This window comes from Flavobacterium noncentrifugens (genome assembly GCF_900100375.1).
In the GTDB taxonomy this organism is placed as follows: domain Bacteria; phylum Bacteroidota; class Bacteroidia; order Flavobacteriales; family Flavobacteriaceae; genus Flavobacterium; species Flavobacterium noncentrifugens.
Genome location: NZ_FNEZ01000001.1, coordinates 842,085 through 861,503 on the forward strand (window position 1 = coordinate 842,085; position 19,419 = coordinate 861,503).

Annotated in this window: 19 protein-coding genes; 16 read left to right on the top strand and 3 right to left on the bottom strand. The window is 40.7% G+C overall.

The features are described from left to right. Nucleotides 1–46: 46 nt before the first annotated feature. Nucleotides 47–976 (top strand): DUF6427 family protein, encoded by a 930-nt coding sequence (locus BLS32_RS03695; protein WP_091391985.1) that lies wholly within the window; start codon nucleotides 47–49, stop codon nucleotides 974–976. Here the strand turns inward: BLS32_RS03695 and upp are convergent. After that, nucleotides 971–1,624 (bottom strand): uracil phosphoribosyltransferase, encoded by a 654-nt coding sequence (gene upp / locus BLS32_RS03700; protein WP_091391987.1) that lies wholly within the window; start codon nucleotides 1,622–1,624, stop codon nucleotides 971–973. The two genes, BLS32_RS03695 and upp, sit on opposite strands and share 6 nt — an antisense overlap. Before the next feature lie 118 nt (nucleotides 1,625–1,742). Between upp and BLS32_RS03705 the strand changes: the two genes are divergently transcribed. Both BLS32_RS03705 and BLS32_RS03710 read left to right on the top strand, forming a co-directional pair. Beyond that, nucleotides 1,743–2,348 (top strand): DUF4254 domain-containing protein, encoded by a 606-nt coding sequence (locus tag BLS32_RS03705; protein ID WP_091391989.1) that lies wholly within the window; start codon nucleotides 1,743–1,745, stop codon nucleotides 2,346–2,348. 61 nt (nucleotides 2,349–2,409) lie between these two features. Further along, the gene (locus tag BLS32_RS03710; protein ID WP_091391991.1) at nucleotides 2,410–3,408 is read left to right on the top strand and encodes a glycosyltransferase family 9 protein; all 999 of its coding nucleotides are present in this window, start codon (nucleotides 2,410–2,412) and stop codon (nucleotides 3,406–3,408) included. 43 nt (nucleotides 3,409–3,451) lie between these two features. Here the strand turns inward: BLS32_RS03710 and BLS32_RS03715 are convergent, their stop codons facing one another. After that, the gene (locus BLS32_RS03715) at nucleotides 3,452–4,504 is read right to left on the bottom strand and encodes a ferredoxin--NADP reductase (protein ID WP_091391993.1); all 1,053 of its coding nucleotides are present in this window, start codon (nucleotides 4,502–4,504) and stop codon (nucleotides 3,452–3,454) included. Nucleotides 4,505–4,746: 242 nt separating this feature from the next. On the opposite strand from BLS32_RS03715, the gene porW reads away from it, so the two are divergent. The 10 genes from porW to atpG all read left to right on the top strand — a co-directional run bounded on the left by porW (nucleotide 4,747) and on the right by atpG (nucleotide 13,874). Further along, nucleotides 4,747–7,704, top strand: coding sequence for a type IX secretion system periplasmic lipoprotein PorW/SprE (porW, locus tag BLS32_RS03725; RefSeq protein WP_139171685.1), 2,958 nt, complete (start codon nucleotides 4,747–4,749; stop codon nucleotides 7,702–7,704). After that, complete coding sequence (locus BLS32_RS03730; protein WP_091391996.1) at nucleotides 7,704–8,111, top strand: bactofilin family protein; 408 nt, start codon at nucleotides 7,704–7,706, stop codon at nucleotides 8,109–8,111. Before porW ends, BLS32_RS03730 begins: the two co-directional genes overlap by 1 nt. After that, nucleotides 8,077–8,307, top strand: coding sequence for an AtpZ/AtpI family protein (locus tag BLS32_RS03735; RefSeq protein ID WP_091391997.1), 231 nt, complete (start codon nucleotides 8,077–8,079; stop codon nucleotides 8,305–8,307). Before BLS32_RS03730 ends, BLS32_RS03735 begins: the two co-directional genes overlap by 35 nt. Further along, complete coding sequence (locus BLS32_RS03740) at nucleotides 8,300–8,692, top strand: hypothetical protein (protein WP_091391999.1); 393 nt, start codon at nucleotides 8,300–8,302, stop codon at nucleotides 8,690–8,692. Before BLS32_RS03735 ends, BLS32_RS03740 begins: the two co-directional genes overlap by 8 nt. Before the next feature lie 119 nt (nucleotides 8,693–8,811). Beyond that, a complete protein-coding gene (gene atpB / locus BLS32_RS03745; RefSeq protein WP_091392000.1) occupies nucleotides 8,812–9,969 on the top strand; it encodes a F0F1 ATP synthase subunit A in 1,158 nt (385 codons plus the stop codon). A 30-nt stretch (nucleotides 9,970–9,999) separates the two neighbouring features. Continuing rightward, entirely contained in the window at nucleotides 10,000–10,191 is a 192-nt protein-coding gene (gene atpE / locus BLS32_RS03750) for an ATP synthase F0 subunit C (RefSeq protein ID WP_091392002.1), read from the top strand. 80 nt (nucleotides 10,192–10,271) lie between these two features. Then, nucleotides 10,272–10,772 carry a F0F1 ATP synthase subunit B gene (locus tag BLS32_RS03755; RefSeq protein ID WP_091392004.1) on the top strand — a complete coding sequence of 167 codons (501 nt, stop codon included), beginning with the start codon at nucleotides 10,272–10,274 and terminating at the stop codon, nucleotides 10,770–10,772. 1 nt (nucleotide 10,773) lies between these two features. Next, nucleotides 10,774–11,307: an ATP synthase F1 subunit delta gene (gene atpH, locus BLS32_RS03760; protein ID WP_091392006.1), complete on the top strand. Its 534-nt coding sequence runs from the start codon at nucleotides 10,774–10,776 to the stop codon at nucleotides 11,305–11,307. A gap of 21 nt (nucleotides 11,308–11,328) precedes the next feature. Continuing rightward, entirely contained in the window at nucleotides 11,329–12,906 is a 1,578-nt protein-coding gene (atpA, locus tag BLS32_RS03765; RefSeq protein ID WP_091392007.1) for a F0F1 ATP synthase subunit alpha, read from the top strand. Between the two features lie 104 nt (nucleotides 12,907–13,010). After that, nucleotides 13,011–13,874: an ATP synthase F1 subunit gamma gene (gene atpG / locus BLS32_RS03770; RefSeq protein WP_091392009.1), complete on the top strand. Its 864-nt coding sequence runs from the start codon at nucleotides 13,011–13,013 to the stop codon at nucleotides 13,872–13,874. A 95-nt stretch (nucleotides 13,875–13,969) separates the two neighbouring features. Here the strand turns inward: atpG and BLS32_RS03775 are convergent, their stop codons facing one another. Next, complete coding sequence (locus BLS32_RS03775) at nucleotides 13,970–16,054, bottom strand: prolyl oligopeptidase family serine peptidase (RefSeq protein WP_091392010.1); 2,085 nt, start codon at nucleotides 16,052–16,054, stop codon at nucleotides 13,970–13,972. 145 nt (nucleotides 16,055–16,199) lie between these two features. Here BLS32_RS03775 and BLS32_RS03780 point away from each other — a divergent pair, with 145 nt between their 5' ends. The 3 genes from BLS32_RS03780 to BLS32_RS03790 all read left to right on the top strand — a co-directional run bounded on the left by BLS32_RS03780 (nucleotide 16,200) and on the right by BLS32_RS03790 (nucleotide 19,315). Then, on the top strand, nucleotides 16,200–17,669 hold the full coding sequence (locus BLS32_RS03780) for an oligosaccharide flippase family protein (protein ID WP_091392012.1): 1,470 nt from the start codon (nucleotides 16,200–16,202) through the stop codon (nucleotides 17,667–17,669). A gap of 120 nt (nucleotides 17,670–17,789) precedes the next feature. Further along, the gene (gene dut / locus BLS32_RS03785) at nucleotides 17,790–18,224 is read left to right on the top strand and encodes a dUTP diphosphatase (protein ID WP_091392014.1); all 435 of its coding nucleotides are present in this window, start codon (nucleotides 17,790–17,792) and stop codon (nucleotides 18,222–18,224) included. A gap of 80 nt (nucleotides 18,225–18,304) precedes the next feature. After that, complete coding sequence (locus tag BLS32_RS03790) at nucleotides 18,305–19,315, top strand: sugar phosphate nucleotidyltransferase (RefSeq protein ID WP_091392015.1); 1,011 nt, start codon at nucleotides 18,305–18,307, stop codon at nucleotides 19,313–19,315. The last annotated feature ends 104 nt before the right edge of the window (nucleotides 19,316–19,419 follow it).

The window sequence follows — 19,419 nt, forward strand, 5'->3', positions numbered from 1 at the left end:
TTAAACAAGTATTATATTTACATTTACAAAAGTATAAAATATCCTCATGATCGCAAGTGTTTTTAGAAAATCTACGCCGTTAAATTATTCGATTGTCATTCTCGGGGTTTTGTTTTTCTTTTTTTTATATCAGATTCAGCATGCAACGGGTGAAAATTCGCTGGTTCATTTCGGGTTTAAATTCGGTTTGCTGGCGCTAATTTATGCATCGATTTTCATTGCGAATTTCATTGTAAAAAAGAACGGACTCAGCAAAGACAGTGCTTTTACGGTTTTGTTCTATCTGATTTTTCTGATGTTTTTCCCGCCGGTTTTAGACGATTGGAAGTTGATCGTGTCCAATTTTTTCGTGCTGCTGGCGATGCGGAGATTGGTTTCGTTGCACTCACTTAAAGCACCAAAAGAAAAAATATTTGATGCTTCCTTGTGGATTTTTATCGCTTCGATCTTTCATTTCTGGGCGATTTTGTTCATTTTGCTTGTTTTTATTTCGATACTTTTTCATGCAGCGCGCGATTATCGCAACTGGTTTTTGCCATTTATCGCGTTTTTCACGGCCGCGACGGTTTTCCTTTTTTTCGCTACGATGTTTGATAAAACGTGGATCGATCATTTGATTCACAGTGCAACATTCAATTTCAAAATCAATTATTTCACGAACAATTTCCAGAATGTGGCTTTGTCGATTTATGCGACTGTTTCTTTGTTTTTCCTGGTTTCGCTGTTGATGTCGTTGTCAAACAGGCCGTTGATCTTGCATTCCTCTTACAAAAAGATCATTTCGGCTTTTCTCATTGGAATTGTCATTTTTGTGATTTCCCCGAGCAAAAGCAACGATCTTGTCATTTTTACTTTCGCGCCACTGGCGATGATGGCAACCAGCCACATTGAAGCGACCGAAGCCAAATGGCAGCGCGATGTTGTCGTTGCAATTGCAATTGCGTGTGGATTGTTCTGCTTCTTTTCGCAGTTATAATTTATTCCCGTAAGCCAAATCACCGGCGTCACCTAATCCGGGAATGATGTAGTTTTTCTCGTTGAGTTTTTCGTCCAATGTCGCCACCCAAAGATGCACATTGTCTGGCAAATGCTGCTCCAAATACGCAATTCCTTCGGGTGCGGCAATAACCACGGCGATGTGGATTTCCTTCGGCGTTCCTTTTTTCATCAGCGTATTAAAAACCGCAACCATCGATTGGCCGGTCGCCAGCATCGGATCGATCAGGAGTAAATTTTTACCTTCTATGTTTGGAACGGCCTGGTATTCGACCTTGATTTCAAACGAATCATCGTTATTTGCGTGATACCGATATGCCGAAACAAATCCGTTTTCCGCATCATCGAAATAATTCAGAAATCCTAAATGCAAAGGCAATCCGGCGCGTAAAATCGAACACAAAACCAACTGGTCTTCAATTTCTGTCGTCTTTTTAATGCCCAGCGGTGTCTGGATTTCGATATTTCGATAGTTCAGGTTTTTGCTGAGTTCATACGCCATGACTTCACCAATGCGCTCGATGTTCCTGCGAAAACGCATGCTGTCGTTTTGTACTTTGACGTTTCTAATTTGCCCTAAAAAATGGTTCAGGACACTATTGGCTTCAGAAATATAATGGATCTGCATTTTTGTTTACGGTTTTTGGGTGTGGATGAAAACTCAGTTACTCAACTTTGTGTCTTAGCAACTTTATTTTAGGTTATAAAAGTATAAAAAGTATCTTTGTCTTTTAAAATGTAAAGATATGTTTTCAAAGTTAGCCAATTCCATTTTTGAGCAAAGCATTCATGATTACCACAAATTTGACAATGTAGACCAGCCGGTAAGCAATCCGTATTCAAAGGACCAGTTCGAGCATTTGTTGTATGTCAAAAACTGGATCGATACCGTGCAATGGCATTTTGAAGATATTATCCGCGATCCAAATATTGATCCGGTTGCAGCTTTAACTTTAAAAAGAAGAATCGATGCCTCAAACCAGGAGCGCACCGATATGGTGGAATATATCGACGGTTATTTTTTACAGAAATTCAGCAACGTAAAAGTGAAAGATTCGGCAAAGATCAATTCCGAAAGTCCGGCCTGGGCATTCGACCGTTTGTCAATTTTAGCATTGAAAATTTACCACATGCACGAAGAAGCGACGCGTCCCGAAGCTTCTCAGGAACACCGCGACAAATGCCAGGTAAAGCTCAATATTTTATTGGAACAAAGAACTGATCTGTCCACGGCAATCGATGATTTGCTTGCAGATATTGAAAGCGGAGATAAGTTCATGAAAGTCTACAAACAGATGAAAATGTACAACGACGACGATTTGAATCCGGTGTTGTATCAGAATAAGAAATAATTTTCGGACAAGGAAATTGTCACAGAAAATCAAACATATAGCCGTTATCCGACTTTCCGCAATGGGAGATGTCGCGATGACGGTTCCTGTTTTACGGGCTTTGGTAAAGCAACATCCGGAGCTGAAGATCACGATGGTTTCGCGTCCGTTTTATAAACCGTTTTTCGCCGGAATCCCGAACCTTGATTTTTTTGCATTTGATGCCAAAGGCAAACATAAAGGTTTTTTCGGGCTGCTTAAATTGTTTTCGGAATTAAAAGCACTTCATATTGACGCTTTCGCAGATTTGCACAATGTTCTCCGGTCAAAAATCATCCGGAATTTATTCGCTTTAAGCGCAAAAAAAACGGCCGCCGTCGATAAAGGAAAAGCAGCGAAAAAAGAACTGACCAGACCAGAAAATAAGATTTTCAAACCACTTGCTCCGATGGTTGAAAGACACGCAAAAGTGTTTGAAACTTTAGGATTTCCAATCGATTTATCGAACCCAGAATTTCCTGCTGCAAAGAATTTAAGCCCCGAAGTTTTCGAAATTACCGAAGCTAAATCTGATCTAAAATGGATCGGTATCGCGCCATTCGCACAACACGACGGCAAAGTATACCATATTGATCTGATGCAGCAAACGATCACACAATTGTCAAAAATCAGGAATGCTAAAATCTTTCTTTTTGGCGGCGGAAAACGTGAAATCGAAATCCTTGAAAAATTCTCAAAAGGCCTTGATAATGTAATTGTCATTGCAGGAAAAGTCACTTTCGAACAGGAACTGCAACTCATCAGCAACCTTAATGTCATGCTTAGCATGGATTCGGGAAATGCACACATTGCCGCGATGTGCGGAATTCCAACCATTACGCTTTGGGGTGCGACGCATCCCTTCGCGGGATTTGCGCCGTTTAATCAACCGATCGAAAATGCCTTGGTTTCCGATCGCGAACAATATCCAAAACTGCCCACATCCGTTTACGGAAACAAATATGTCGAAGGCTATGAAGATGCGATGCGCACAATTTTGCCTGAAACGATTGTAGAAAAAATCAGGACCATTTTAAAATAAAAAACTTTCCTTTTCAGAGAAGTTTTTTATGATTTGATGTTTCTTAAACGTCATCGTAATCCACATAAATCTCGGGTGTTATTGGATGTGCCTGGCAAGTCAGGATCAAACCTTGAGCGATTTCACTGTCAGTAAGAATAGCATTTTTAACCATTTCTGCTTTTCCGGAAATCACGCGTGCAAGACAGCTGCTGCAAATCCCGCCCTGGCAGGAATATGGCGCGTCAAGCCCTTGTTTTAAAGCCGCTTCAAGCACGGTTTGCTTTTGTGACATTTCAAAAGTCGTTTCCTGGTCATCGACCATTACGGTGATTTTCGTATGGCCTTCGAGTGCAGAATCAATTTTGTGTTCGACTTTTGTAGAAGTAAACAATTCAAATTTGACGTCTTTCTCCTTAATATTATGCTCTTTCAAAACCGCGGCAACCGTTGTGATCATTTCTTCGGGGCCGCAAAGGTAAAATTTGTCGAATTCAATTTCTTTGTACTTGTTGTTCAGCATGAAATTCACAGTTGAACGTTCGATCCTTCCAAACAATTCATGCTCGACTTTTGCCTGGCTGTACACATAATGCACGAAAAAGCGCCCCACATATTGCAGTTGCAAATCGTGCAGCTCCTGGTGGAAAATAGTATCGGCCGGTGTTTTGTTTCCGTAAACCAACACAAAAGTACTTTTAGGCTCATTCGCCAAAACGCTGTGGATGATGGAGAGAACCGGCGTAATTCCGCTTCCGGCTACAAAAGCAGCATAATTTTTCTGGCGTGCAGCATCAGGTTCGAAAGTAAAAGTGCCTTCGGGCGTTCCCACTTCCAATAAATCACCGGCTTTCAATGATTTTGTGGCAAATTGCGAAAACACGCCATTTTTCAGGCCTTTTACGGCAATGCGCAGTTCGTCACTGTTAGGCGAGGAGCAAATCGAATAGGCGCGGCGGATTTCCTGTCCGTCAAGCGTAAGCTTTAAATTCAGGTATTGGCCGGCAGTAAATTTATAAAAGTCTTTAAACTCCAAAGGAACCGAAAACAGTACCGAAACAGATTCGTCGGTTTCGCGTTTGACTTCCTTTATATTCAGTTTATAGAATGATGACATAACAAAGTTTTTTACAAAAGTAAAAAAAACAATTCAGAACAAGGAATTATCGGGAAGTACAAATAAAGAAAAGGGCCAATTTCTGAGAATTGCACAAAATCTGCGGAAGCGAAATTTACTTTAAGACCGATAAAATCAAACTTTTGGGCTATAATTTTCGCTATATCAAAAAGAAACGTATTTTTACCAGTCAGTATACTAAAACCGGCTTTTAAAAGTTTAAACAATAAAATTGTTTCAAATTGAAGACTAACTTACTCAGATACATTTCCATAGCAGGATTCTTTCTTTTTTTGATAGCGTGTTCTACCAAAAGAAATTCTTTTTTATCGAGGAATTCCCATGCGTTAAGTTCGAAATACAATATTTTATACAATGGCGGAATGGCATTGGATAAAGGCGTTGCCGATCTTAAATCACAATACAAAGACAATTTCTGGGAGCCGCTTCCTATCGAAAGAATGCAGATCTCACAGGAAAACGCACTTCCTGGACAAGCCAATAAAAACCCGAATTTTGACCGTGCCGAAACCAAATCGGCGAAAGCCATCCAGAAACATTCGATGAATATCGCAGGATCTGAAAAAAACCCACAGATGGACGAAGCGCATTTGATGCTTGGAAAATCAAGATATTACGACCAAAGGTTCATTCCGGCACTTGAGGCTTTCAATTACATTTTATACAAATATCCAAACAGCGATAAGATTTACGAAGCCAAGATCTGGCGTGAAAAAACCAACATTCGTTTAGACAATGATGCCATTGCAGTTACCAACCTGAACAAATTATTAAAAGAGATTAAATTCAAGGACCAGATTTTCGCTGACGCGAATGCAGCATTGGCACAGGCTTTCCTGAACCTGGAAGAAAAAGACAGCGCCTTGGTGAAACTCAAACTTGCCAAAGAATTTACAAAACTCAACGAAGAAAAATCGCGTTATGATTTTATTTTAGGGCAATTGTACGAAAGCCTGGGACAAAAAGACAGCGCTTATGCGGCTTACCAATCGGTTATTGACATGAACAGGCAGGCAGCGCGACAATACGTGATCCAGGCGCATGCAAGACAGGCGGCACAATTTGACTACCAAAAAGGCGATACGACCGCATTTGTCAAAAAATACAAAGATTTGCTCGAAGACCGTGAAAACCGGCCGTATTTGGATGTATTAAACCATCAAATGGCACTTTTCTATGACAAGAACAAAAATTTCGAACAAGCTAAGAAATATTACAATGCTTCGTTGAAAAAGAAAACTCCGGACCAGTATCAGATTGCATCGAATTACAGGAATCTGGCCGACATTTATTTTAATGATGCCAAATATGTGACTGCCGGAAAATATTTCGACAGTACGTTGGTGCAACTCAATCCGAGGACAAGAGAATACAGGGCGATCAAAAAGAAACGCGAAAACCTTGTTGATGTGATCAAATACGAAGCGATTGCGACAAGAAACGACAGCATCATCCACGTGTTTTCATTGTCTGATAATGAAAGGACAAAATATTATGAGGATTACATCATCAGGTTAAAAAAGCAGGAGGAAATCGCAAGAGCGCTTGCTGAAAAAGCAGCCCAGCGTGCGGCTGACAATGGAAACTCTGGCGCAACATCATCATCGGTAAATGATGAAACCGGAATGAGTAGTGCAAATAAAGACAAGATGAAAGAAGGCGGCACTATGGCCAAGCAACTTACAGATCCGTCAGCAAAAACCACTCCGCCCACACAAAGTACTTCCCAGCCGTCTGCAGCATCGTTTGGCGGTTCTGGCGACAGCAACTTTTACTTCTACAATCCGACAACAGTCGCTTATGGAAGAAATGAATTCAGGAAAAACTGGGGCAACAGGACACTCAAAAACAACTGGCGTGTTTCTGCTAGTAAAGCTGGGGCGAATGCAGTGTCAGAAGAAGATGCAGCCGCAAACAGTGCTGAAAACGAGAAGCAGAATAAAGAAAATGTCGGCAAAGTAGATGAGGTATATACCGCTGATTATTACATCAAAAAAATCCCAAAATCCCAGGTTGAGATTGACAGCATTTCTAAAGAGCGCAATTTTGCGTATTACCAGTTGGGCGTGATCTACAAAGAGAAATTTAAAGAATACAAGCTTGCGGCAGCCAAATTGGAAAAACTGCTTCAGTACAATCCTGAAGAAAGGCTGATTTTGCCGTCGATGTATAATTTATACAAATTGTATGAGGTTTTGGATGCAGCCAAAGCGGCAGAAATGAAAGCCCGGATCATCAGGGAATATCCGGATTCAAGGTATGCACAGATATTATCGAACCCAAATCCGTCGGATATTTCGCTAACGGATTCGCCCGAAGGCGCTTACAATAAATTATACAAATTGTATGAATCCGGGGATTATAAAATCGTATTGGTGAATTTAGGGATTGCAATCGACCAGTTTACTGGCGAGGAAATCGTTCCGAAATTTGAGATGCTGAAAGCCAATACCATTGGAAAATTAAAAGGCCTTGACGAATATAAAAAAGCCCTGAATTATGTTTCATTGACGTATCCAAACAGCGAGGAAGGCAAACAGGCCGAGTTTTTAATTGCGACGGAAGTCCCGAAAATGGAAGCCTTAAAGTTCAATACCGTTGAACCGTTAAGCTGGAAAATCTTATACAAATCGGACAATCCCGAAGACAAAGCGTCGAAAACACTGATTGCGAAAATCAACAAATTCATCAAAGACCGTTCGCTTCCAAAGATCAAAATGTCTTACGATATTTATACGATGGATAAAAATTTCGTTGTGATCCATGGCATGAAAACCGAGGAATATGCGAAAGGAATTGCATCGATCTTAAAAGAATTCAAAGAATATAAAGTACAGGATCAGGCCTATATTATTTCAAACGACAATTATAAAATCGTTCAGATCAAGAAAAATTTTGAAGAATTTTTAAAAGTAGGATCTCAACCGATCGTGCCTATTGCAGCACCTGAAGCGCCGAAAGCACCAACGCAGAAAACACCCAATTCGGGCATTCCGGCTTCAAGGACAGGAACGCTTTCGCCGCCGATGGAAGTTACAAAACAGCAGTCCGATAAAACCACACCGCCTGTTGTTGCGCCAAACCAGAACCAACCGGTACAAAATCAAACGTCCCAGCCGCCAGGTATTCCAGACATTGGCGATCCACCGCCGGCGCCGGGAGCAATAAAATCGAAATAATGTTTGACAAAAAGCCAAAATCCTACACCGATTTATTGGGAAAAACCAACAGGATCGTAGAAGGGACAATCATCACCGGAAATATTGTTTCGCATGCTGATTTTCGCCTTGACGGAGATTTAGTGGGCAATTTCCAGTCGAATGGCAAAATCGTTATTGGGCCGGCAGGAAGTGTAAAAGGCGATATCATCTGCAAAAATGCAGATATTGAAGGCAAGTTTAGCGGAAAAATACAGGTGACTGAAATTCTAAACGTCAAATCAAAAGCCAGCATTCACGGCGAAGTCATCTGCGGAAAACTGGCAGTAGAACCCGGTGCCGAATTCAGCGCTTCGTGTGTCATGAAACCAAATGTAAAATTACTTCCAGCACATGACGGACAAAAACCCGAACAATCGCAGCAATAAGTGGCTGGCGCTAATCAACATTCCGATACAAATGGGCGTGATTGTTTTCGCATTCGCGTATGCGGGAAACTGGCTCGATGAGAAATACCCAAATCCGCATAAAATATACATAAAGATCCTGGTGCTCGTTGGCGTGGCTTTGTCTTTTTACAATTTGAACCGCCAGTTAAAAGACATCAACAAATCGGATGAATAAGATGACGCTTAAAGATTTTAAACCTGCAATCATGACGTTGCTTTTGTCGGTTGCATTATTCGGAATCCATTCCCTGATGTTTTACCTCTTAAAAATCAATACTGACAGCTATTCTTATTCGCTTTTGGAATTGTATGGATTTTTTACCCCGATCGCCGTCTTTATTATTATCGTTCTGATTTTCGTACATCGAAAAAACAAAGATGCTGTGGGTTATGCTTTTATGGCATTGACGTGCATCCAGATGGCAGCGAATTATTTTATGCTGCATCCGATGTTGCAACAAAACCTACGTCCGCAAAAAATCAATTTTTTTATACTGTTTGCGTTGTTTTTAGCAATGGAAACGATTATTACGGCTCGAATTTTAAACAATAAGCAATAAACATTCTTTAAATCGGGAATTCTTTCAAAAAATAGTTTCCTATATCTTTTGGATATTAATAAAAAATGTACCTTTGCACCAAATTTCAGGATCATTAAAATTAAGATATTTATTAAGGTATGGTGATTTCAAACAAACCACTCAGATTTATTTTAGCAGCTTTCGTAATGTGTTTGCCATTGCTGAATTTTGCAAATCCGACGGCTGATTCTACTGTTGTTGCCACTGAAACTGCGCAGCACGAAGCGGCAGCTGGCCATAAAGAAGGACACGCCGAGCCAACAGATCTTAAATCACAGATCAATGCGTTTAAAAAACACCACGTTTTAGACGCGCATGATTTTACCCTTTTCTCAGACAATAGTACAGGATATCATTTTGGTTTTCCGCTTCCAGTAATTTTACTGGATAACGGATTGCAGGTTTTTTCTTCATCCAAATTCAACCATGGGGAATCGGTTGCCGAATCAAACGGAAACTACTATAAAATTAATCACCACGACGGTAAAATCTACAAAACTGATGCAGCCGGAACGATTACTGAAGACGAAAAAACAGGTCACCCTACAAACGTTCGACCGATCGATTTTTCAATTACCAAAAACGTTTTTGTTATCCTGATCGTAGCCTTTTTAATCTTCTTATTATTTAAAGGATTGGCTTCGTCATACCAGAAAAACGGAAGCATTGCAAAAGGGCCGGGAAGAATTTTCGAACCATTAGTATTGTATGTCCGCGATGAAATTGCGATCCCGAATATCGGAGAAAAACATTACAAAAAATACATGAGCTATTTGCTTACGATCTTTTTCTTTGTGTTGTTTCTTAATATTGTTGGATTAACGCCACTTGGAATCAACGTGACCGGAAATATCACGATCACTGCGGCATTGGCCATGCTGACATTTTTGATCACAAACCTTTCGGCGAATAAAAACTATTGGGGACACATTTTCTGGATGCCAGGCGTTCCAAAACCGATGCGAGTTATTTTAGCACCGATTGAATTGTTGGGTGTGTTCATCAAACCTTTTTCATTGATGATCCGATTGTTCGCGAATATTTTCGCAGGACATATCGTATTGATGAGTATCATCGGACTGATGTTTATTTTCAAAAGCTGGATCGGAAGTTCACTTTCATTCGGACTCGCATTTGTACTTTCGTTACTTGAAATTTTGGTAGCGTTTTTACAGGCATATATTTTCACGATGCTGTCGGCTTTGTATTTTGGGGCTGCTAACGAAGAGCACCACCACGAGGAGGCGCATCATTAATTTGAATGTTTAATTTTTAATTTATATATCATGGAAGGTTTAAATTTCGTTGGAGCAGGATTGATCGTAATCGGAGCTGGTTTGGGAATTGGTAAAATCGGTGGTTCAGCAATGGACGCGATTGCACGTCAGCCAGAAGCTTCAGGAAAAATTCAAACAGCGATGCTAATTGCAGCAGCGCTTATTGAAGGAATCGGTTTCGCTGCTTTGTTCGCAGCATAATTTTTAAGGGTAAAAGTTGCAACGGTTGGTTGTAACTTTTGCCTTATTATCAAAAAACGTTTTACATATTATATATAAAAATGGAAAAATTAATTAATCAGTTTGAATTGGGCTTGTTTTTCTGGCAGATGTTGATCTTTGTCGGATTGATTTTATTGTTGAAGAAATTCGCATGGAAACCAATCCTTGACGCAGTAAATACTCGTGAAGAAGGAATCAGAAGCGCATTGCTTTCTGCAGAAAATGCAAGAAACGAAATGCAAAACCTGAAATCAGACAACGAAAAATTATTGGCTGAAGCCAGAGCAGAACGCGATTTGATGCTAAAAGAAGCGCGTGAAATGAAAGAGAAAATGGTTGCCGATTCTAAAGCGGAAGCTCAGGCAGAAGGCGCAAGAATGATCGAGCAGGCAAAAACGGCTATCCAGTCTGAGAAAAATGCAGCGATGGCCGAATTGAAATCACAGGTTTCTTCACTGTCACTTGAAATCGCTGAAAAATTATTAAAAGACGAATTGTCTAACAAAGATTCCCAAATGAAATTGGTCGAAAAAATGTTGGGCGACGCTAAATTAAACTAAGATGGCAGGAACAAGAGCAGCAATCCGTTATGCAAAAGCAATCCTTGACACGGCACACGACAAAGGTGTTTCGACTGAAGTAAACAACGACATGTTGGTTATCGCTTCAACAATCAATGGAAATGCGGAACTAAGCACTTTTATTGCAAACCCAACTACAAGAGTAGAAGTGAAGGAAAGTGCGCTTTCTGAAATTTTTGCCGATGTGAATCCGGTATCCAAAAGCCTTTTGCGCTTATTGCTCGAAAACAAAAGATTTGAGATCCTGTCGGATATTGCGACAGAATACAGCAAATTGTTCGAGGAAATGAACGGCGTAGAAGTGGCGACAGTTACAACTGCAGTGCCATTGGACGACGAAATGAAAGCGAAAGTGTTGTCAAAGATCCTGACGTTTTCAAACAAAAAAGTAAACATTGAAAACATTGTAGATCCATCAATCATTGGCGGATTTATCCTAAGAATAGGCGACCAGCAGTACAACGCTTCTGTAGCCAACAGATTACAAGTATTAAAGAGAGAATTAAGTAACTAGTTATTTATAAATAAAATAATTATGGCGGAAATTAAGCCTGCTGAAATTTCAGCAATATTAAAAAAGCAATTGTCAGGTTTTGAATCTGGTGCTACTTTGGAAGAAGTTGGAACAGTATTGAATGTTGGAGATGGTATCGCTCGTATTTACGGGTTATCAAATGTGCAGTATGGAGAGTTGGTTGAATTTGACAACGGACTTGAAGCTATCGTTCTGAACCTTGAAGAAGACAATGTTGGGGTGGTACTTTTAGGACCATCAACCGGAATCAAAGAAGGTTCAACAGCTAAAAGAACCCAGCGTATTGCTTCTTTAAAAGTGGGTGAGGAAATGGTAGGTCGTGTGGTAAACACACTTGGTTTCCCAATCGATGGAAAAGGGCCAATCGGCGGAACATTATACGAAATGCCACTCGAAAGAAAAGCGCCTGGAGTAATCTTCCGTCAGCCAGTAACTGAACCATTGCAAACCGGTGTAAAAGCCGTAGATGCGATGATTCCTGTAGGTCGCGGGCAACGTGAGCTTGTAATTGGTGACCGTCAAACTGGTAAATCTACCGTTTGTTTGGATACCATTTTGAACCAAAAAGAATTTTACGATGCCGGACAACCGGTATTCTGTATATATGTTGCCATCGGGCAAAAAGCGTCGACTGTAGCAGGAATCGCTAAAATGTTGGAAGAAAAAGGCGCAATGGCTTACACGGTAATCGTTGCTGCTAACGCTTCTGATCCTGCTCCAATGCAGGTTTACGCACCATTGGCCGGAGCTGCAATTGGGGAATATTTCCGTGATTCAGGACGTCCAGCACTGATCGTTTATGATGATTTGTCTAAACAAGCGGTTGCTTATCGTGAGGTGTCTCTTTTGTTAAGAAGACCACCGGGCCGTGAAGCTTATCCTGGAGACGTTTTCTACCTCCACAGCCGTTTATTAGAGCGTGCTTGTAAAGTGATCAACAATGATGAGATCGCAAAACAAATGAACGACTTGCCGGATTCTATCAAAGGAATCGTAAAAGGAGGCGGATCTTTGACTGCGCTTCCAATCATTGAAACACAAGCGGGTGACGTTTCTGCATACATCCCAACAAACGTAATTTCGATTACAGACGGACAGATTTTCCTTGACGGAGATTTGTTCAACTCTGGAGTGCGTCCGGCGATCAACGTAGGTATTTCGGTATCACGTGTTGGAGGTAACGCTCAGATTAAATCGATGAAAAAAGTAGCGGGAACATTAAAATTAGATCAAGCGCAATTCCGTGAATTGGAAGCGTTTGCTAAATTTGGTTCTGATTTGGATGCCGTAACGTTGAACGTAATCGAAAAAGGAAGAAGAAACGTAGAGATCCTGAAACAAGGTTTGAACGATCCTTATACTGTTGAAGATCAGGTTGCCATCATTTATGCAGGTTCTAAAAACTTGCTTAGGGATGTTCCTGTAAACAAAGTAAAAGAATTCGAAAGAGATTTCCTGGAATTCCTGAACAACCAGCACAGAAGCACACTAGATGCTTTAAAAGCAGGAAAACTGACTGACGAAATTACAGATGTAATCGAGAAAGTAGCGAAAGAAGTTTCAGCAAAATATAACTAAAAATAGTCGAACGTCTTAAAGTCAAAAGTGTAAAGTCCAATCAAACGATTCGACAAAACAAGAAACTTTTGACTTTGCGGCTTGCGACTTTAGACTCATAAAAAATGGCAAACTTAAAGGAAATCCGTAATAGAATTACTTCCGTTTCATCTACGATGCAAATCACATCGGCGATGAAAATGGTTTCTGCTGCAAAACTGAAAAAAGCACAAGATGCGATTACAGCGATGCGCCCTTATGCCGAAAAACTGACCGAATTGCTGCAAAATCTTTCTGCTACGCTTGACGGCGATATAGGTGGAGAATTCACAGCACAACGCGAAGTCAAAAGAGTTTTGGTCGTTGCAATCACTTCAAACAGAGGTTTGAGCGGCGCTTTCAACTCGAATATCGTAAAAGAAGCCAGAAGACTGACTGAGAAAGAATATGCCGGTAAAAAGGTAGATTTCATTACTGTTGGTAAAAAAGGAAACGATGCAATCAGTAAAGCAAATACGGTAATTGCCAACAACAATTCGGTTTTTGACAACCTGACTTTTGAAGCCGTTGGCGTGATCGCCGATGATTTGATCCAGTTGTTCATCGACGGAAAATACGACAAGATCGTTTTGGTGTACAACCAATTTAAAAATGCGGCAACACAAATCGTTCAGGCAGAGCAATTTTTGCCATTGGCACCGATCGCTTCAGATAAGCCAGCAAGCAATGTTGATTACATTTTCGAGCCTTCAAAAGAAGAAATCGTGCTGACTTTGATCCCAAAAATGCTGAAGACACAATTGTACAAAGCAGTTCGCGATTCCTTTGCATCAGAGCACGGCGCGCGAATGACTGCGATGCACAAAGCAACAGACAACGCAACAGAACTTAGAAACCAATTGAAATTAACTTACAACAAAGCACGTCAGGCGGCCATTACAAACGAAATCCTCGAGATCGTTGGTGGCGCAGAAGCTTTGAAAGGATAATTAATATTCAGATAAATAAAAAAGCGGTTCCTCACGAACCGCTTTTTTTATGGCAATATTGTATTCGTTGGACTCTCGACGTTTTGGCTTTCGACTCAATTATTCAAATGATACATTAGGAAGTTGTAAAACTCCGCATTTTCTTCCGTACGACTGTTGTAATTTGAAATCTTCCCATAATGCCCGGAATTGCTTAGTGTTTTCAGGAAAATCGGATTTTTCTGTGCAGCGCGGTTCTGCAATCTCGCCGCAAATTTATACGAATGGATCGGCGGGACACGGTCGTCATTTTCAGATGTAATGATCAACGTCACCGGATAATTCACATCATCTTTAATGTTGTGGTACGGTGAATAAGCCATCATTGCCTCAAATTCATCCTTTTTATCCGGGTCGCCATATTCGTCGTGATGGTATTTCCCGATCGTATAATCGTCAAATTTAATCATGTCATAAACGCCCACTTTCGGGATCGCGACCTTAAACAAATCCGGGCGCTGCGTCATTGCAACACCAACGAGCAAACCGCCTTGCGAAGCACCGGTAATGGCCAGTTTTTGAGGTGAAGTATACTTTTCTTTGATTAGGAATTCGGCAGCATCAATAAAATCGTTAAACGTATTCATTTTTTTCAAGCCTCGTCCATCTTTATGCCAGGCCGGTCCTTTTTCGCCGCCACCGCGGATTTCGGCATACGCAAATACGCCGCCTTTTCCAAGAAAATACAACAATCCGGTGTCATATTTCGGGCCGCTGACTACGCCAAAACCACCGTATGCTTTAAGCAAGGTCGGGTTGTTTCCGTCGAGCACAATCCCTTTTTTATGAACGATCGTGATTGGAATGTCTTTGCCGTCACGGCTTTTATACGTAATGGTTTTGGTTTCAAAATAATCGAGCGGAAAAATCGTCGGTTTCGGTCTTGAATATTCACTGTAAAATGCTTTTACAATACCAGTTTCCAGATTCAGTTTAAAGTTGTGGAATGATAATGTGTACGAATAAAAACTCACAAATAAATCATTGGTTGTGCTGTCAAAAAACCGGATGTTAAAATCCATGCCGTCCGGAGCATCAAATTTTCGGATGAATTGCCCCTCGCGGTTGTAAACATTGATGTAATTTTTGCTGACAGTTTTATATTTGCAGACAATGTAATTCTCATAAAAATCGGCATCCACAAGCAAATTGTTGTAATACTGCGGAATCAGGATCGTTTCGTCACTTCGGTTCTTAATATTGAATGACCGCACATCGCCCCAGCCAAATTCCTTCGAAGAAAAATAAATCCGGTCTTTCGAATAATGCAGCATTTTAAAATCGGCATCATCTTTTTCCAGGAATTTCTCTAAATAGAAATTCTCTGTGTCAATGTTGGTATAATAATATGTTTTGAACGTTTCTTCTTTATTGGTTTCAACAATAAAAAGCTTGTTCCCGCTTGTGAAAAAACGAATGTAACTTTCATTTTTCGTTCCGTCAAAAACCAATTCGTCTTCCGATTGGAGTTTGCCTATGCGATGATAATATACTTGGTAAGTCGAATCGCGCGCAAAGACTTCAACATTCGAATTTTTCTTGTAAAAAACGCCGCGATCGCCATTCCACGCCACATTTGAAAATTTAATGTTCGTCAGTACGTCGTCAAGATTTTTAGCCTTTTCGATATCACAAAACCTGATTTCCTCTCTGTCGCTTCCGTCCATACTAATCTGGTAAGCCGTATATTTTGAGTTTCGGGAAGGATAATTCCCCGAGATAACCGCATTTTCATTCTTGTAAATTTTATACGGATTCACCAATTCCACAGGCTTGTCAATCAGGCTTTTTGCATAATATAAAGACGACGGAAGTGCTTTATCGAGGCGAAAATTCATATAAAAATATTTCCCTTTTTTTATCGGAAGCGAATTTGACGACAAATAATCATATTCTTTAATCTTCCCTTCAGATGAAAATTCTTTCCTGTCAATCTCGAGTTCCGCATCGGTAAGCTCGTTTTCCTTCGCCACCCAATTGCGCACTTCATCCGACTTGTAATTCTCGAGCCATGCATAATCATCGGCATAAGAATTTCCGTGTTTGGTAATTTTATGTGGAACCGACTTCGATTTAAAAACCGGCTGCCCGAAGGATTTGCAAAAACCAAAAACCAATAAAAGCAACAGGATTTTTTTCATGGGGAATGTTTGTCCGACAAATATAGACGAAAGCGTTAAAAATCAGTATAAACATTTCAGTTTCGGGCGGTTTTTTATTTGTGCTTTTCCGGCTTAAACCCAAAGAAATACTTATTTTTGCGGGTACTTAAATCAAAATCAGACTTTGGGTTTATATAAAAAGCTTTTTCAGCAAACCGCCATTTACGGACTCGCAACGGTGATTCCGCGCATGATGAGTTTTTTCCTCGTGCCACTTTACACCGGATTGCTGCCTAAAGAAGAATATGGAAAGATCACCGTGATTTTTTCGTACATGATTTTCTTCAATGTCGTTCTCGCTTACGGCATGGAAACCGCTTTTTTCCGGTTTTACAACAAAGAATCCGACAAGAAAAACGTTATTGAAACCGCGATGATTTCCATTTTCTGGACGTCATTGGCTTTTCTCGGGATCGGATTGTTGTTTAGGAATACACTTGCGGAATTTTCCGGAATCAACGTGCAATATGTCACCTATACGATTTGGATTTTAGTACTCGACGCGCTCGTGATCATCCCGTTTTCAAAGCTTCGCGCCAACCAGCGGCCGTTTTATTATGCGATTGTCAAAATCGGAAACGTTGCCATAAACCTGATCCTGAACATTTTTTTTCTGATCATTTTACCCAAACTCGCCACGCCAAACCCAAATGATTTTTTCAGTTTAATGTATTTCGAAAACTTCCAGATCGGATACATTTTCATCTCACTGATCATTTCGAGTTTCGCCACTTTCGTCGTGCTTTCACCCGATTATCTTAAAGTAAAATGGCATTTTGATTCCGAACTCTGGAAACGCATGATGCAATACGGACTGCCGATTCTCATCGCCGGACTCGCATTTGCCATCAACGACCAGTTCGACAAAATCCTGCTCGGGAAATTATTGCCCGCAAACATCGCCGACGCAGAAGTGGGCGTGTATTCTGCCTGCTACAAGCTTGGATTGTTCATGGTTTTGTACCGAACAGCTTATACGCTCGGCATCGAACCGTTCTTTTTCAGCCACGCCGACAAAGAAAACGCCAAGCAAACCTACGCGACCGTTACTAAATATTTCGTGATTTTCGGTTCCTTGATCATGCTCGCCGTCATCGTTTTCGCCGATTTATTCAAGCAGCTTATGATTCGCGATTCGTCATATTGGGTTGCTATGAAAGTCGTTCCACTAATCATTCTCGCAAATTTTTTCCTCGGGATTTACACGAATTTGTCCGTTTGGTACAAGCTCATCGATAAAACACACATCGGTGCTTACATTTCCATTATCGGCGCGATTGTAACCTTGGTCTTAAATTTTTTACTGATCCCAACAATGAGTTATTACGGTTCGGCCATTGCCACCATCGCCGCTTACGGCAGCATGATGCTGATTTCCTACCTACTCGGAAATAAATATTACCCCATTCCATACGACATGAAAAAAATCGGCGGCTATCTCGGACTTTCGATCGCATTTTCAGTCGTTTCATTCTATTATTTCAGGGAAAATTACTACGTCGGCCTCGGGCTGCTGCTCGTATTCATGTATTTCATTTACCACAACGAAAAAGAAACCTTAAACCGAATTTTAAAACGAAACGAACACAAATAAAATTTTTTTCAGGAGCTATTTCCTGCTATCCGCTGCAATCTTTTTTCGGTAAAAACCTCAAAAAGGATTTCCGCTGCTATCAGGGCTAAGCCAATTCCGGAACATTCCAACACACAAAATATGACCATCCAAATCATCAACAAATCCCGGCACGAACTTCCAAATTACGAAACCATCGCTTCAGCCGGAATGGACCTTCGTGCCAATTTAACCGAATCAATAACCTTGAATCCGCTCGAAAGAGCCATCGTAAAAACCGGCTTGTTCATCGAACTTCCAATCGGATATGAAGCGCAGGTACGACCAAGAAGTGGGCTCGCAGCAAAAAAAGGCGTCACAGTTCTAAATTCTCCCGGAACAATCGACGCCGATTATCGCGGGGAAATCGGAGTGATTTTAGTAAATTTATCAAATGAAGCTTTTACCGTAGAAAACGGCGAAAGAATCGCACAATTAATCATCGCCAAACACGAACGCGCCGAATGGATTTCAGTTGATGTTTTATCTGAAACCTCACGCGGCGAAGGCGGATTTGGGAGCACTGGAACTAAATAATTCAAAAATTAAATGATTGAAAAATTTAAGAGTTTGTCAATTTTTCAATCATTCAATTTTCCAATCTTTAAATAAACAAAATGAAAATAATCGTACCCATGGCCGGACGCGGCTCAAGATTAAGGCCGCATACTTTAACTGTTCCAAAACCTTTAATTCCAATCGCAGGAAAACCAATTGTGCATCGTTTGGTCGAAGACATTGCCGGTGTTTTAAACCAGGACATCGAAGAAATCGCATTCATCATTCACAAAGATTTTGGTTCGCAGGTAGAAAAAGACCTGATCGCAATCGCAAACAAACTCAAAGCAAAGGGAACGATCTATTACCAGGAACAGCCATTGGGAACCGCGCATGCGATCATGGCGGCTAAAGAATCGATGACCGGCCCAATTGTGGTTGCTTATGCCGATACGCTTTTCCGCGCCGATTTTACGTTAGACACTTCTGCAGACAGCGTAATTTGGGTAAAACAGGTTGAAGATCCAAGCGCTTTTGGCGTTGTGCAATTAAATGAAAACAACCAGATCGTTGATTTCGTTGAAAAACCAAAGGGATTTGTATCTGATCTGGCGATTATCGGAATCTATTATTTCAAATCAGGTGAAACTTTACGCGCCGAATTGCAATATTTACTCGATAATAATGTTGTTAAAGGTGGCGAATACCAATTGACCGATGCGCTTGAGAACATGAAAGTCAAAGGCCTCAAATTCGTTCCCGGGAAAGTCGAAGAATGGATGGATTGCGGAAACAAAAACGTAACTGTAGAAACGAATTCCCGCATGCTGAATTTCCTGCACAATGACGGCGAACATTTGGTTGATTATGATGTCAAACAGGAAAATTCGGTCATCATTCCGCCTTGTTTTATTGATAAAGACGTGGTGTTGATCAACGCAACTGTTGGTCCAAATGTGTCTTTGGGAAAAGGCTGTCACGTGATTGACACCACGATCAAAAACAGTCTGGTGCAAAACCATTCGCACATCAGGAATGCGAATTTAAACAATGCGATGATTGGAAGCCACGCCACTTTTGATGGAAATTTCACGAGCATCAGCATTGGCGATTATTCTGTTTTGGAATAGAAAATATTTTATAAACCATTAAGGGATTAAGAAACATGAAGCATCCGCCTTAATGGCACTTCATTTCTTAATGGTTCAAAAAACGTATTTGTAAAAAAGTAGCG

Bases quoted from the DNA above. Each gene is read 5' to 3' on its own strand.
- dut (WP_091392014.1), top strand. From the start codon at position 17,790: ATGACCATCCAAATCATCAACAAATCCCGGCACGAACTTCCAAATTAC.
- BLS32_RS03735 (WP_091391997.1), top strand. From the start codon at position 8,077: ATGACGGACAAAAACCCGAACAATCGCAGCAATAAGTGGCTGGCGCTA.
- atpE (WP_091392002.1), top strand. From the start codon at position 10,000: ATGGAAGGTTTAAATTTCGTTGGAGCAGGATTGATCGTAATCGGAGCT.
- BLS32_RS03710 (WP_091391991.1), top strand. From the start codon at position 2,410: ATGGGAGATGTCGCGATGACGGTTCCTGTTTTACGGGCTTTGGTAAAG.
- BLS32_RS03775 (WP_091392010.1), bottom strand. From the start codon at position 16,054: ATGAAAAAAATCCTGTTGCTTTTATTGGTTTTTGGTTTTTGCAAATCC.
- upp (WP_091391987.1), bottom strand. From the start codon at position 1,624: ATGCAGATCCATTATATTTCTGAAGCCAATAGTGTCCTGAACCATTTT.
- atpH (WP_091392006.1), top strand. From the start codon at position 10,774: ATGGCAGGAACAAGAGCAGCAATCCGTTATGCAAAAGCAATCCTTGAC.
- atpG (WP_091392009.1), top strand. From the start codon at position 13,011: ATGGCAAACTTAAAGGAAATCCGTAATAGAATTACTTCCGTTTCATCT.
- BLS32_RS03790 (WP_091392015.1), top strand. From the start codon at position 18,305: ATGAAAATAATCGTACCCATGGCCGGACGCGGCTCAAGATTAAGGCCG.
- BLS32_RS03695 (WP_091391985.1), top strand. From the start codon at position 47: ATGATCGCAAGTGTTTTTAGAAAATCTACGCCGTTAAATTATTCGATT.
- atpB (WP_091392000.1), top strand. From the start codon at position 8,812: ATGGTGATTTCAAACAAACCACTCAGATTTATTTTAGCAGCTTTCGTA.
- BLS32_RS03740 (WP_091391999.1), top strand. From the start codon at position 8,300: ATGAATAAGATGACGCTTAAAGATTTTAAACCTGCAATCATGACGTTG.
- BLS32_RS03755 (WP_091392004.1), top strand. From the start codon at position 10,272: ATGGAAAAATTAATTAATCAGTTTGAATTGGGCTTGTTTTTCTGGCAG.
- BLS32_RS03705 (WP_091391989.1), top strand. From the start codon at position 1,743: ATGTTTTCAAAGTTAGCCAATTCCATTTTTGAGCAAAGCATTCATGAT.
- atpA (WP_091392007.1), top strand. From the start codon at position 11,329: ATGGCGGAAATTAAGCCTGCTGAAATTTCAGCAATATTAAAAAAGCAA.
- BLS32_RS03715 (WP_091391993.1), bottom strand. From the start codon at position 4,504: ATGTCATCATTCTATAAACTGAATATAAAGGAAGTCAAACGCGAAACC.
- BLS32_RS03730 (WP_091391996.1), top strand. From the start codon at position 7,704: ATGTTTGACAAAAAGCCAAAATCCTACACCGATTTATTGGGAAAAACC.